The organism is Aeromonas sp. MTB (assembly GCF_056632455.1).
This window is the reverse complement of record NZ_CP147026.1, coordinates 4,280,629-4,294,333: the sequence shown is the minus strand read 5'-3', so window position 1 is coordinate 4,294,333 and position 13,705 is coordinate 4,280,629. Positions and strand designations below refer to the sequence as shown.

11 protein-coding genes are annotated in these 13,705 nt (G+C 60.1%); 10 read left to right on the top strand and 1 reads right to left on the bottom strand.

The window, feature by feature from the left end; all coding sequences use genetic code 11:
* Positions 1-19: 19 nt before the first annotated feature.
* From yqhD to WBR25_RS19630, 8 genes are all read left to right on the top strand, one after another.
* Positions 20-1,183 carry an alcohol dehydrogenase gene (gene yqhD / locus WBR25_RS19665; RefSeq protein WP_040070066.1) on the top strand — a complete coding sequence of 388 codons (1,164 nt, stop codon included), beginning with the start codon at positions 20-22 and terminating at the stop codon, positions 1,181-1,183.
* 507 nt (positions 1,184-1,690) lie between these two features.
* Positions 1,691-3,217 carry a Re/Si-specific NAD(P)(+) transhydrogenase subunit alpha gene (gene pntA / locus WBR25_RS19660; RefSeq protein ID WP_005357557.1) on the top strand — a complete coding sequence of 509 codons (1,527 nt, stop codon included), beginning with the start codon at positions 1,691-1,693 and terminating at the stop codon, positions 3,215-3,217.
* A gap of 11 nt (positions 3,218-3,228) precedes the next feature.
* Positions 3,229-4,713: a Re/Si-specific NAD(P)(+) transhydrogenase subunit beta gene (pntB, locus tag WBR25_RS19655; protein ID WP_479749012.1), complete on the top strand. Its 1,485-nt coding sequence runs from the start codon at positions 3,229-3,231 to the stop codon at positions 4,711-4,713.
* Between the two features lie 122 nt (positions 4,714-4,835).
* Positions 4,836-5,591, top strand: a complete 756-nt coding sequence (locus WBR25_RS19650) for a substrate-binding periplasmic protein (protein ID WP_479749011.1) — start codon at positions 4,836-4,838, stop codon at positions 5,589-5,591.
* Between the two features lie 147 nt (positions 5,592-5,738).
* Entirely contained in the window at positions 5,739-6,407 is a 669-nt protein-coding gene (locus tag WBR25_RS19645; protein WP_479749009.1) for a helix-turn-helix transcriptional regulator, read from the top strand.
* Between the two features lie 21 nt (positions 6,408-6,428).
* Positions 6,429-7,730, top strand: a complete 1,302-nt coding sequence (locus tag WBR25_RS19640; protein ID WP_323893392.1) for an L-cysteine desulfidase family protein — start codon at positions 6,429-6,431, stop codon at positions 7,728-7,730.
* 133 nt (positions 7,731-7,863) lie between these two features.
* The gene (locus WBR25_RS19635) at positions 7,864-9,264 is read left to right on the top strand and encodes an L-cystine transporter (protein ID WP_005341918.1); all 1,401 of its coding nucleotides are present in this window, start codon (positions 7,864-7,866) and stop codon (positions 9,262-9,264) included.
* A 98-nt stretch (positions 9,265-9,362) separates the two neighbouring features.
* Positions 9,363-10,691 (top strand): CoA-disulfide reductase, encoded by a 1,329-nt coding sequence (locus WBR25_RS19630; protein WP_219264969.1) that lies wholly within the window; start codon positions 9,363-9,365, stop codon positions 10,689-10,691.
* Positions 10,692-10,840: 149 nt separating this feature from the next.
* Here WBR25_RS19630 and WBR25_RS19625 read toward each other — a convergent pair whose 3' ends face one another.
* Positions 10,841-11,596: an outer membrane protein assembly factor BamD gene (locus tag WBR25_RS19625; protein ID WP_005339769.1), complete on the bottom strand. Its 756-nt coding sequence runs from the start codon at positions 11,594-11,596 to the stop codon at positions 10,841-10,843.
* 117 nt (positions 11,597-11,713) lie between these two features.
* Between WBR25_RS19625 and rluD the strand changes: the two genes are divergently transcribed.
* Complete coding sequence (gene rluD / locus WBR25_RS19620) at positions 11,714-12,694, top strand: 23S rRNA pseudouridine(1911/1915/1917) synthase RluD (RefSeq protein WP_005339771.1); 981 nt, start codon at positions 11,714-11,716, stop codon at positions 12,692-12,694.
* A gap of 113 nt (positions 12,695-12,807) precedes the next feature.
* The gene (pgeF, locus tag WBR25_RS19615) at positions 12,808-13,545 is read left to right on the top strand and encodes a peptidoglycan editing factor PgeF (RefSeq protein ID WP_479749007.1); all 738 of its coding nucleotides are present in this window, start codon (positions 12,808-12,810) and stop codon (positions 13,543-13,545) included.
* Positions 13,546-13,705 lie beyond the last annotated feature (160 nt).

The window sequence follows — 13,705 nt, the reverse complement described above, 5'->3', positions numbered from 1 at the left end:
TCAGAAGAAGGCAATGTCGATGAACAACTTTACTCTCCATACCCCGACCAAAATCCTGTTCGGCCAAGGGCAGATCGCCCAGCTGCGCGAGCAGCTTCCGAGCGATGCCCGCGTCATGATCACCTATGGCGGCGGCAGCGTGGTACGCAGCGGCCTGCTGGAGCAGATCCGCAACGAGCTGGCCGGCATGACCCTGTTTGAATTTGGCGGCATCGAGCCGAACCCGGCCTACGAGACCCTGATGGGCGCCGTGGAGCTGGCCCGTGCCGAGCGGGTCGACTTCCTGCTCGCCGTTGGCGGTGGTTCCGTGCTCGATGGCACCAAGTTTATCGCCGCTGCCGCGCACTACGATCTGGCCAAGGATCCCTGGCACATTCTCGAGACCGTCGGCAGCGAAGTGCGTTCCGCCATCCCGCTCGGCTCGGTGCTGACCCTGCCGGCGACCGGTTCCGAAATGAACATGGGCGCCGTCATCACCCGTCGCAGCAGTGGCGACAAGGTGCACTTCTTCTCGCCGTTCGTGATGCCGCGTTTCGCCGTGCTGGATCCGGTGCTCACCTACACCCTGCCCGAGCGTCAGGTGGCGAACGGGGTAGTGGATGCTTTCGTCCACATCGTGGAGCAGTACCTCACCTATCCGGTCAACGCCAAGGTGCAGGATCGCTTCGCTGAAGGCTTGCTGCTGACCCTGATCGAAGAGGGCCCCAAGGCGCTGGCCGAGCCGCACAACTACGAGGTGCGCGCCAACATCATGTGGAGCGCCACCATGGCGTTGAACGGCCTGATCGGCGCCGGTGTGCCGCAGGATTGGGCCACCCACATGCTGGGTCACGAGCTGACTGCCCTGCACGGCCTCGACCACGCCCAGACTCTGGCGGTGGTGCTGCCCGCCCTGCTGCAGGCCAAGCGCAAACAGAAACATGCCAAGCTGCTGCAATACGCAGAGCGGGTGTGGGGTCTGAACAGCGGCAGCGAAGCGGAGCGCATCGATGATGCCATCGCCGCGACCCGCGACTTCTTCGAGCGGATGGGGGTCAAGACCCGACTGCGCGACTACGGTCTGAAAGATCTGGGTATCGACACCCTGATCGGCAAGCTGGGTGAGCACGGTATGACCCGTCTGGGCGAGCACGGCGATATCGATCTGGTGCAGAGCCAGCATATTTATGAAGCGGCCTGGTAAGGGCCGCCAATCGGTGCCAAACGGGCGAAACGATTGAATTGCCGGGGCCCTCTCCCGCTATCTGGCGGCTGAGCGGCCCCGCTTTTGTTGGGAAAATGTTACTTTTCGGCGTTTCGCTGCGAGAAGTGAGACGAAAGCGGATTTCGTAAGAACAAAAAACGCTAAGATAGAGGGCCGGTAAAACATTTTTTTTGACTGGTTGGATCACTTTTTTCAGCCGTTTTTACTGGTATAAGCCTCTAATTTGGTTTGTTTTTTTTAATCGTAGCCAGGGATGGGCTGAATTCTGTACGAGTGCCGTCGGGACTGCGGTTGTAATAAAACTCCAAAATTTGATACTAATCACCTTCGCGCCTGAAAAGCGGGGGCCTGACCATGACAGGAGGTTGAGGTAAAGCCTACTGATTTTCATAACAAAGAGCCCTGGACCTGCACTTTGGTCATGTCTTGTTTCGTCAGAAGTGAGACACTGGGCAGCGATTGTTTATTAACCATCAGGGAATAGTCATGCAGATTGGAATACCGAGAGAGAGTCTCGCCGGTGAGACCCGGGTCGCAGCGACCCCGGCTACCGTCGAGCAGCTGAAAAAGCTCGGCTTCGAGGTCGCCATCGAGACCGGCGCAGGCCTGTCGGCCAGCTTCGATGATGCCGCCTTCGAGGCTGCCGGTGCCAGCGTGGTGCCGAATGTCTGGCAAGCCGACCTTATCTTCAAGGTCAATGCGCCGACCGATGCCGAGATCGCACAAATTAAAGATGGCGCCACTCTGGTGAGCTTCATCTGGCCTGCCCAGAACCCTGAGCTGGTCAAGAAGCTGTCCGAGCGCAACATCAATGTGATGGCGATGGATATGGTGCCGCGGATCTCCCGTGCCCAGTCCCTCGATGCCCTCTCCTCCATGGCCAACATCGGTGGCTATCGCGCCGTGGTTGAAGCTGCGCACCAGTTCGGTCGCTTCTTCACCGGTCAAATCACCGCAGCCGGTAAAGTGCCGCCTGCCAAGGTACTGGTGATTGGTGCCGGTGTTGCCGGTCTGGCTGCCATCGGTACGGCCGGTTCCCTAGGCGCCATCGTGCGTGCGTTCGATACCCGTCTGGAAGTGGCCGAGCAGATCGAATCCATGGGGGGGGAATTCCTCAAGCTGGACTTCGGTGGCGAAGACGGCGCATCCAGCGATGGTTACGCCAAAGTCATGTCTGATGAGTTCATCAAGGCCGAGATGGAGCTGTTTGCCCAGCAGGCCAAAGAGGTGGACATCATCATCACCACCGCCCTGATCCCGGGCAAGCCGGCTCCCAAGCTGATCACCAAAGAGATGGTCGACAGCATGAAGCCGGGCTCCGTCATCGTGGACATGGCCGCTCAGGCTGGCGGCAACTGTGAATACACAGTGCCGGGTGAGCTGCATGTCACCGACAACGGCGTCAAGGTGATTGGTTACACCGATCTGCCGGGTCGTCTGCCTGCCCAATCCTCCCAGCTCTACGGTACCAACCTAGTCAACCTGATGAAGCTGATGTGCAAGGAGAAGGACGGCAACGTTGCCATCGACTTCGAAGACGTGGTTCAGCGCAACATGACGGTGATCCAGGCCGGTGAAGTGACCTTCCCGCCGCCCGCCATCTCTGTCTCTGCTGCCCCGCAGAAACCGGCCGCCGCTAAACCGGCAGCCAAGAAGGAAGAGGCCAAGCCCTCCAACAAGAAGTTCGTGTTCGGTGCCCTCGGCATCGCCGCCTTCGGCTGGATCGCCTCCGTTGCCCCGGCAGCCTTCCTCTCCCACTTTACCGTATTCATCCTGGCCTGTGTGGTCGGTTACTACGTGGTGTGGAACGTCTCTCACGCCCTGCACACGCCGCTGATGTCGGTCACCAATGCCATCTCCGGCATTATCGTGGTCGGTGCCCTGCTGCAGATCGGGCAAGGGTCGACCCTGGTCACCGCGCTGGCGTTCGTCGCCGTGCTGATTGCCAGTATCAACATCTTCGGCGGCTTCACCGTCACTCAGCGCATGCTGAAGATGTTCCGTAAGGATTAAGGGGGTTTAACGTGTCTCAAGGACTGGTAACAGCATCCTATATCGTTGCCGCCGTGCTCTTCATCCTCAGTCTCGCGGGACTGTCGAAGCAAGAAACGGCCAAGCATGGCAACTTGTTCGGTATCGCGGGTATGGCTATCGCCCTGCTCGCCACCGTATTCAACCCGGAGACCAGTGGTGTTCACTGGATCATCCTGGCCATGGTGATCGGCGGTGCCATCGGCGTGCGTCTGGCACTCAAGGTCGAAATGACCGAGATGCCCGAGCTGGTGGCCGTGCTGCACAGCTTCGTGGGTATGGCGGCAGTACTGGTAGGCTTCAACAGCTTCATCGATCTGCACCCATCTGCACCTGCTGAGGTCGTCGTCTCCGTCGGTTCCAACCTGGATGCCACCCTGGCAGCCGCCCGTGCGGCGTTCGAGCAGGCCAACAGCGTTGCTCAGGTCGAGCACCTGACCGGCGCCATGCTGAACATCCACCTGGTCGAGATCTTCCTGGGCGTCTTCATCGGTGCCGTAACCTTTACCGGTTCCGTGGTTGCCTTCGGCAAACTGCGTGGTCTCATCTCCTCCAAGCCACTGATGCTGCCGCACCGCCACAAGCTGAACCTGCTGGCCGTGGTCGCCTCGCTGGCACTGATGATCTACTTCGTCAACGCGGGCGGCTCTACCTTCGCCCTGCTGGTGATGACCCTGATCGCCTTCGCCTTCGGCTGGCACCTGGTTGCCTCCATCGGTGGTGCAGACATGCCGGTGGTGGTCTCCATGCTGAACTCCTACTCCGGTTGGGCGGCAGCGGCGGCGGGCTTCATGCTCTCCAATGACCTGCTGATCGTCACCGGTGCTCTGGTTGGCTCCTCCGGTGCGATCCTCTCTTACATCATGTGTAAGGCGATGAACCGCTCCTTCATCTCCGTGATCGCCGGTGGCTTCGGCTCCGATGGCGTGGCCTCCACGGCTGATCAGGAGATGGGCGAATACCGCGAAACCAGCGCCGAGGAAGTGGCTGACCTGCTGAAGAACTCCAGCTCCGTCATCATCACCCCGGGCTACGGTATGGCGGTGGCGCAGGCCCAGTATCCGGTGGCTGAAATCACCCAGAAGCTGCGTGATCGCGGCGTCAAGGTGCGCTTCGGTATCCACCCGGTTGCCGGTCGTCTGCCTGGCCACATGAACGTGCTGCTGGCGGAAGCGAAAGTACCGTATGACATCGTGCTGGAAATGGACGAGATCAACGAGGACTTCGCCGATACCGATACCGTGCTGGTGATCGGTGCCAACGACACCGTCAACCCGGCCGCGATGGAAGATCCGGGCAGCCCGATCGCCGGTATGCCGGTGCTGGAAGTGTGGAAAGCGCAGAACGTCATCGGCTTCAAGCGCTCCATGAACACTGGCTACGCGGGTGTCCAGAACCCGCTGTTCTTCAAGGAAAATACCCAGATGCTGTTTGGCGATGCCAAGGCCAGCGTCGAGGCAATCCTGAAAGCACTGTAAGTGCCATTCAGAGAGTGGATCTCAAGGAGGCTTCGGCCTCCTTTTTTATTGCCCATCCCTTGTATATCCTCAATCCATACGGACCATGAGGGATCTCCATGATGTGGTGTCAGGGTTGGCGAATGATCGGGTTGTACGGCTGGCTGCTGGCCTCCCTGTTTGGTGCTGGTTCGGCCGTGGCGACGAACGAGCCGCCGACTCTGACGCTGCTGACCGAGCTGTGGCCCCCTTATGTGATGCGTGGTGACAATGGCGAGCTGGCTGGCGCCGATCTCGATCTGGCCTGTACCGTGTTGCGCCAGATGGGTTATCGCACTGAAATCAGGGTGCTGCCCTGGAAGCGGGTTCTGCAGCAGGCCCGTCTCAGGCAGGGGGATGCGGTGCTCGATGTCTTCTTTGAACCTTCCCGCCAGCACTGGCTCCACTACCCCGAAGAGCCGCTCTCTTATAGCGGTGAAGTGCTCTTCTATCCGACGGCTCGTCCGGTAGATTTCAGTCAGCTCTCCGACCTCAAGGGTCTGCGGATAGGTATTCAGGAAGATTATGCCTACAGCCCCGATTTTCTGACCGATCCCGGGGTGATCCGGATGCCGATGACGGGGGAGGGGAATGCCATCAAACAGCTGCATCTGATGATGGCAGGTCGGCTGGACGGGGTGGTGCTCAACGAGCGGGTCGGTCGCTATTTGCTGCATACCCAGGGGTTGCAGGATCAGGTGAGCCACGGCTCGCGTCTGCTGACCGACGACAACCGCAACTTCCTCGCGTTTACCCACAAGCCCGGCCACGACCAGCTGGCTATCCGCTTCTCCTCTGCCCTCAAGGCGTTCAAACAGACTCCCGCCTACAAGCAACTGCTGGCCCGCTATCACCTCTGAGTTGCCGCCCTGCTGTGCGCCGCTTCACAATTTGTCGCACTTTGTTAAAAGGTGGGCATAATGGCGAACAAAAAGGGGATGCCGCTCAACATTAGTTGATCTTGTTGATAGTAGAATCAACTGCGGTTTACTCAAAGTTACTCATATATGTCCACAGCAGCCACCACTGACCAGATCAATTCGTTAACGGATGAAGAACGTCATCTGATCGCCAGTTTCGAGCCCGCGGTCGAGGCGCTGGCCGCGCTGTTTGGCGCAGGGTGCGAGGTGGTGTTGCATGCGTTCGATACGCTGGATGCATCGGTTATCAAGATTGCCAACGGCCATGTCACTGGTCGCCGGGAGGGGGCGCCGGTCACCGACTTTGCCCTCAACCGCTTGCAGGGGGAGGCGGGCAGCCAGTGGAACAGCTACTTCAGCCGTACCCGCGACGGGACGCTGATGAAGTCCTCCTCCATCACCATCAGCAACCGGCAGGGCAAGCCCATCGGCATGCTCTGCGTGAACTTCAGTCTGGATACCTCCCTTGGCTGCCTGCTCGATACCTTTGCGCTGCCCGCGGCACCGGCGCCGCTCAACAACGAGACCTTTGCCAGCTCGGTGGACGATCTGGTGACTCAGGTGATTGAGAAGGTGGATCGGGACGATTCGCTCTCCTGTACGGTGCGCAACAAGGAGATAGTGACCCGGCTCTTCGACATGGGGATCTTCGAGATCAAGGAGGCGGCCCAGCTGGTTGCCCGGATGCTCGGCATCTCCCGTCATACTGTTTATCTGCATATCCGTAATCACAAAGCGGATCTGAACAAGCAATAACTGCCTGCGGGCACCCTGAACATGAGAAACACTGCGATGAAAGCACAATGGACCGACTTTATTACCCTGCTCAAGCGTGAAGTGGTGCCGGCCCTGGGCTGTACCGAGCCGATGTCGGTGGCGCTGGCGGCGGCCAACTGCCGCAAGCTGCTGGGGGAGACCCCGACCCGCATCAGCGTCTGGGTCAGTGGCAATCTGTTCAAGAACGGCATGGGGGTCGGAGTACCGGGCACCGGCATGATCGGTCTGCCGGTGGCCGCTGCGGTCGGCATCACAGGGGGCAATCCCGATGCCGGGCTGGAGGTGCTCAAGACCCTCACACCAGAACAGGTGGAAGCGGCCAAGGTGTTGCTGCCGGTGATCAAGGTGGATGTGAAGGATGTGCCGGACGTGCTCTACGCCGAGGTGCTGGCCGAAGTGGAGGGCCATAACGCCCGGGTGGTGATCTGTACCGACCACACCCGCATCATACTGATGGAGAAGGATGGCGAGGTGCTGATGGAGCAGAACAGCGCCCCCGGCGTGCAGATCCAGCCAGCCAAATCCGCCAAACCGGCCATGACCCTGCGGGAGATCGTCGATTTTGCATTGGAAGTGCCGCTGGCGGAGATCGACTTTATCCGCGAGGCCGCCACCATGAATCAGGCGCTAGCAGATGAAGGGTTGCAGGGTTACGGCCTGAAGATCGGCAAGATCCTCACCGAGCAGGTGGAGCGCAAGCTGCTCTCCGATGACCTGATGACTCTGGCGATGCGCCTCTCCTCCGCTGCCTCCGATGCACGGATGGATGGTGCCATGCTGCCCGCCATGTCCAACTCCGGTTCCGGCAATCAGGGCATTGCCGCCACCATGCCGGTGGTCGCGGCTGCCCGCTTCCTCAAGGCGAGCGACGAGCAGCTGACCCGGGCACTGGTGATGAGCCATCTGGTGGCCATCTACATCAAGACCTATCAGAACAAGCTGTCAGCCCTCTGTGCCGCCAGTACCGCCGCCATGGGTGCCGGTGCCGCCATCACCTGGCTGCTGGGTGGCCAGTATCAGCAGATCAGCCACTGCATCAACAACATGATTGGCGATGTCTCCGGCATCATCTGCGACGGTGCGGGCAGCGCCTGCTCCATGAAGGTCTCCACCTCCACCTCGGCGGCGGTAAAGTCTTCGCTGATGGCCATCAACAACCTGCATGTCCCCCAGAGCGAGGGGATCGTCTCCGATGACGTGGATCAGACCATCGCCAATCTGGGTCGCCTCTCCAAAGAGGGGATGCTGGATACCGACATCGAAATCATCAACATCATGCGAGCGAAACAGCAGAAGCAGTGAATCTGTGACAAGGGGGCGATAGACCCCCTTGTTCTTGTCACGACGGCGCAGACCGTCTGACACGGTTGCCAGGGCAAGCATGGCGCTTGATCTTGTTTCTCGGGCGCAAGCCCGCTTTTTGGGGAGTCATACCATGACATTTAGCGTTATCGGCAATCTGGCCATCGCCGCCATCTTGCTGTTCTTTCTCTACCGGTTACAGGAAAAACATGTGAGCTTCACCCGCCGGGTATTTGCCGGTCTGGGGCTAGGTATTCTGTTCGGCGCCGCGTTGCAACTGCTTTACGGTGCAGGTTCGCCCGTCATTGTTCAGACCATCGACTATCTGGATATCGTGGGTAGCGGCTATGTGAAGCTGCTGCAGATGATCATCATCCCGCTGATCATGGTCTCCATCATCAGCGCTATCTTGAAGCTCAATGGCGGCACTGCGCTGGGCAAGATCAGCGCCATGACCATAGGCGTGCTGATCTTCACCACCGCCATCGCCGCCGGGGCGGGCATCCTGATGTCCAACCTGTTTGGCCTGACTGCTGAAGGGCTCACCTCCGGTGCCGCCGAGAGCGCCCGTGGCGCCGCGCTGCAGACCACCCTCGGTAGCGTCGAGAGCATGTCGTTCGCCAAGATGATGCTGGAGTTCATTCCCGCCAACCCCTTCCTCGACATGACCGGGGCGCGCAAGACCTCCACCATCGCCGTGGTGATCTTCTCCATCTTCATCGGCCTCTCCGCTACCGGCATCGCCCGCAAGAAGCCGGAGATCTTCGCCAGCTTCAGCCACTTCGTGGCCGTGGCTCATGCCATCGTGATGCGAATGGTGACCCTGGTGCTGCGCCTGACCCCGTTTGGTGTACTGGCGCTGATGACCAAGGTGGTCTCCGGCTCCAACTATGCGGATATTCTCAACCTGCTCAGCTTTGTGATGGCCTCTTACGGCGCCATCGCCATCATGTTTGTCGTGCACCTGCTGTTGGTGAGCATGGTCGGCATCAACCCGCTGCGCTTCCTCAAGAAGATCACCCCGGTGCTGGCGTTTGCCTTCACCTCGCGCACCAGTGCGGGCTCCATCCCGATGAACGTGCAGACCCAGACCAAGTCGCTGGGTATTCCTGAGGGGATCGCCAACTTCGCCGCCTCCTTCGGTTCCACCATCGGCCAGAACGGCTGTGCCGGTATCTATCCGGCCATGCTGGCCGTGATGATTGCCCCGACCGTCGGGGTCAACCCGATGGATCCCGGCTTTATCATGACCCTGATCGCCATCATCACCGTCAGCTCCTTCGGGGTGGCCGGGATTGGCGGCGGCGCCACCTTTGCCGCGCTGATCGTGCTTTCCGCGCTGGACTTCCCGGTGGCGCTGGCCGGTCTGCTCATCTCCATCGAGCCGCTGATCGACATGGGCCGTACCGCGCTCAACGTTTCCGGCTCCATCACCGCAGGGACGGTCACCAGCCGCCTGATGGGCGAGACCGACATGCATGTGTTCAACAGCGATCACGAAGTGAGTCTGGACGGCGAAGAGTCCACCGTCTGATTTGCTGTCGGTTGATCTGCCCGTGGAAAGGGGCGACTCTTTCCCGTCATAGACCGCAGGGAGGGCATGCCCTCCCTGCGCCATTGAGAGGAAAAACTATGAGAATTCTGATCATCGGTGGCGAAGCCGCCGGTATGAGCGCGGCCGCCAAGGCGCGCCGACTGGCCAAAGAGGCGGAGATCGTGGTGTATGAGGCCTCCGAAGTGATCTCTTTCGGTGCCTGTGGCCTGCCTTACTTCGTCGGCGACGAGTTTCAGGAGCCCGGTTACATGGCCGAGTTCACCCCTGAGCAGTTCGCCGCCAAGGGGATCGAGGTCAAGATTGGCCATCGGGTGCTGAGCGTCGATGCGGCTGCCCAGACTCTGGTGGTGGAGCACAACGGCGACACCTTCACCGATCGCTACGATCGGCTGATGATCGCCACCGGCGCCCGCGAAGTGATGCCCCCCATCCCCGGCTTGCAGCAGCAAGGGGTATTTGGTCTGCGCCGGATGGCCGACGGGCTGGCGCTGAAGGCGGCGGTGCAAGACAAGAACAATCGCCGCGCCCTGGTGATCGGCTCCGGCTTTATCGGGCTGGAGGTGGTCGAGGCGCTGGTCCATCAGGGCAAAGAGGTGCGTCTTATCGAGCTGGCGGATCGGGTCATCCCCGACGCGTTTGATGGCGAGATCACCCAACACATCGAAACCGAACTGCGCGAGCAGGGGGTCTCTCTCCATCTGGGTGAGCGAGTTGAAGCGCTGCTGGGGGATGGCCGGGTGACCGGCGTGCGCACCAGCCAGGGCGAGTACGAGGCAGATATCGTGGTGGTCTGCACCGGAGTCAAGCCCAACACCGAGTTTCTGGCCGATACCGGCATCGAGCGGCTCGGCAACGGCGCCATCAAGGTGGATCGTCAGGGACGCAGCTCGCTGGCCAACGTCTGGTCAGCCGGTGACTGTGCCAGCGTCTGGCACAGCGTAAAGCAGCAGCAGGTCTATGTACCGCTCGCCACCATCGCCAACAAGTTAGGCCGCATGGTGGGCGAGAACCTGGCGGGTGCCGAGCAGGAGTTCCCGGGTACCCTCGGTTCTGCGGCGCTCAAGGTGCTGGGGCTGGAGGCGGGCCGTACCGGCCTCTCCGAGCAGGAAGCCAGGGCGATGGGCATCGACTATCGCACCGTGGTGATCAAGGATAAGTGCCACACCAACTACTGCCCGGGTCAGTCCGACATTCACGTCAAGCTGGTCTATGAGGCGGGCAGCAAGCGGCTGCTGGGCGGCCAGATCCTCGGTCGCAAGGGGGCGGTCCACCGCATCGACGCGCTGGCGGTTGCCATCACCATGGGAGTGACCACCGAGCAGCTCGGCATGCTGGACTTTGCCTACGCGCCGCCCTTCTCCCGCACCTGGGATGCCCTGAACGTGGCGGGTAATGTAGCGAAGTAAGCGTTGCGATGACGGACGGCGTTGGGAAGGCGCCGTCACGCTGACCCAGCTCTGCAGAGCCCCTGCGGGTAATGTCAGTGGCTAAATTGCAGCGATAAAAAAACCGATGCCAAGGCATCGGTTTTTTGTTACCGGTTTATCCGTATCACTCAGCCACGGCCGAGGCGATTCTCCGGGTAGTTCTTGGCCAGCACTTCGCGGGCGTGCTTGGCCAACTGCGGCATCTTCAGAGCATCGTAAGACTCGACCATGATCTCCAGCGCCTTCTCGGTTTCGGCTGTGTCGGGGTAGGTTTCGACAATCAGCTTGGCCCGGTTGGCGGCCGCGACCAGTGCATCACGCTTCACGTAATACTCGGCGACGCTCAGGTCATATCGGGCCAGACGATTCTTCAGGCCAATCATGCGGGCGCGGGCATCGGCGGCATAGACGCTGTTGGGGTAGTTCTGCAACAGGGTCTTGAAGTCCTGGAATGCCTGACGGGCATAAGCCGGGTCTTTGTCGTCACGACCGATACCGAACAGGCTCTGGAAGAAATTGTAATCCGCCGCCATGTTGGTCAGGCCGCGCATATAGAAGACGTAATCGATATTTTTATGCGCCGGATTGAGGCGGATAAAACGGTCGATATTGGCGATCGCCTGAGCGGTATCATCCTGCTTGTAGTAGGCATAGATGAGGTCAAGCTGCACCTGATTGGAGTAGGCGCCGAACGGGTAGCGAGAGTCCAAAGCCTCCAGCAATTCAGTGGCTTGCACGTAATTGCCAACGTCCAGTTTGAGGCGTGCTTTCTGGTACAGGGTCTCCGGCGGTTCGTCGGGTACCTTGGGTTTGGTGCTGGAACAGCCTGTGATCAAGGTAGCGACCAAGGCGAGCGACATCAGCAGGTGAGACTTCTTTCCCATCAACAACATCCGGTCCATTTCCACGAAATTGGCAAAGTATCCGTTATGCTTGGCTAAAAGAAAAGCTAGAATACCCGGATTATTTCGAATTGATACCCCCCGCTCAAGAGACCATACATGAGCCAGCATATTGAACTGACAGGCGAATTCCAGGATCACCAATTCGGGCAGCGACTCGACCAGGCCCTGGCCGAATTGTTTCCAGACTACTCCCGCACCCGCATCAAGGAGTGGATTTTACAGGACAGAGTGACCCTGGACGGTCAGGTTGCCAACACCCCGCGCGAGAAGATTCTGGCCGGGCAGCAGGTGCATGTGAATGTCGAGCTGGAAGATGATACTCGCTGGGATGCCCAGGATATCGAGCTCAACATCGTTTATGAAGATGAACACATTCTGGTGATCGACAAACCGGCCGGTCTGGTGGTTCACCCGGGCGCAGGTACGCCGGATGGCACCATCCTCAACGCCCTGCTGCACCGCTACCCCGGCATTGCCGAGGTACCTCGCGCCGGTATCGTGCACCGTCTGGATAAAGACACCACAGGTTTGATGGTGGTTGCCAAAACCGTACCCGCACAGACCCATCTGGTGGAAGCGTTGCAGGCGCGCCAGATCACCCGTGAGTACGAAGCGATCGCCATCGGTCACATGACCGCAGGTGGCACCGTCGATGCGCCCATAGGCCGTCACCCGACCCAGCGTACTCATATGGCCGTGGTGCCCAATGGTCGTCCTTCCGTGACTCACTACCGGGTTCACGAGAAGTTCCGTGGCCACACCCGTCTGCGTCTGCGTCTGGAGACCGGCCGTACCCACCAGATCCGTGTCCACATGGCGCACATCAAACATCCGCTGGTGGGTGATCCCGCTTACGGTGGCCGTCTGCGCCCGCTGCGCAACGCGACCCCCGAGCTGACTCAGGCACTGCGTAACTTCAACCGTCAGGCGCTGCATGCCACCATGCTGCAACTGGCTCACCCCATCACGGGTGAAGTGATGCAGTGGCATTCAGCTACACCGCAAGACATGGTGGAGCTGATGGAAGTGCTGCGCGCGGATACTCTCGCCAATCCGGACGATCTGGTCTGGAACTGATGTGATCGGGCCTGCTGCGTCGGTTTCTGGCGTCATCCGGCCCGAACAGATGCCAAACGGGGTTCCCTTGCAGGAGCCCCGTTTTTATATCGGTGAAATTGAAGGAGTCACAGATGAAATGGATCGAACCTGACTGGCCTGCTCCGGCCAATGTCAGAGCCCTGTCAACTACTCGGGATGGCGGGGTAAGCGAGGGGTTTTTCGCCGAGCTGAATCTGGGCGCCCATGTGGGTGACGAACCGGCGCGAGTCGAGTCTAACCGAGCCCGCTTGCAGCAGGCGGCCGCCATCCCGGGGCCCCTCAACTGGCTTAATCAGGTGCACGGCACCGTGGTTCATCAGGTCAGCAGCCATTATCAGCAAGCACCGGATGCCGATGCCGCCTGCGCCCATGAGGCGGATCAGGCCTGTATCGTGATGACTGCCGACTGTCTGCCGGTGCTGTTCTGCGATCGGGCAGGTACCGTGGTCGCAGCGGCCCACGCAGGCTGGCGTGGACTGAAAGAGGGCGTGCTGGAGGCGAGCATCGCCGCCATGGGCTGCGAGCCGGGTGAAATCCTGGCCTGGCTTGGCCCGGCCATTGGCCCCACTGCATTTGAAGTGGGGGGAGAGGTGCGCGAGGCCTTTATGGCTGAGCAGGCTGAATCGGTCGCGGCTTTCGTGCCTTCCGCCAACGACGGCAAATGGTTGGCGGATATCTACCAGCTGGCGCGGTTGCGCCTTGCCCGTGCTGGCGTCACCGCCGTCTATGGCGGCGAATACTGCACCTTCAGCGATAGCGAGCAGTTTTACTCCTATCGTCGCGATGGTCAGACCGGCCGGATGGCCTCCCTCATCTGGTTGGCCCGCTAAGCAATCACCCGCCAAGTAATAGCCCGTCTCTCTCAAGAACAGATCCGTATGAGAGAGGCGGGGATCCTGCCCTCTCCCCGCTTTGCAGAAAAAATAACCAGCCCATGCCCTTGAAATAGCCCGTACGGGCCTCATCTTTCATCTCAGAAAGTTATGTTGT

Bases quoted from the DNA above. Each gene is read 5' to 3' on its own strand.
- yqhD (WP_040070066.1), top strand. From the start codon at position 20: ATGAACAACTTTACTCTCCATACCCCGACCAAAATCCTGTTCGGCCAA.
- pntA (WP_005357557.1), top strand. From the start codon at position 1,691: ATGCAGATTGGAATACCGAGAGAGAGTCTCGCCGGTGAGACCCGGGTC.
- WBR25_RS19650 (WP_479749011.1), top strand. From the start codon at position 4,836: ATGATCGGGTTGTACGGCTGGCTGCTGGCCTCCCTGTTTGGTGCTGGT.
- WBR25_RS19645 (WP_479749009.1), top strand. From the start codon at position 5,739: ATGTCCACAGCAGCCACCACTGACCAGATCAATTCGTTAACGGATGAA.
- WBR25_RS19640 (WP_323893392.1), top strand. From the start codon at position 6,429: ATGAGAAACACTGCGATGAAAGCACAATGGACCGACTTTATTACCCTG.
- WBR25_RS19635 (WP_005341918.1), top strand. From the start codon at position 7,864: ATGACATTTAGCGTTATCGGCAATCTGGCCATCGCCGCCATCTTGCTG.
- WBR25_RS19630 (WP_219264969.1), top strand. From the start codon at position 9,363: ATGAGAATTCTGATCATCGGTGGCGAAGCCGCCGGTATGAGCGCGGCC.
- WBR25_RS19625 (WP_005339769.1), bottom strand. From the start codon at position 11,596: ATGGGAAAGAAGTCTCACCTGCTGATGTCGCTCGCCTTGGTCGCTACC.
- rluD (WP_005339771.1), top strand. From the start codon at position 11,714: ATGAGCCAGCATATTGAACTGACAGGCGAATTCCAGGATCACCAATTC.
- pgeF (WP_479749007.1), top strand. From the start codon at position 12,808: ATGAAATGGATCGAACCTGACTGGCCTGCTCCGGCCAATGTCAGAGCC.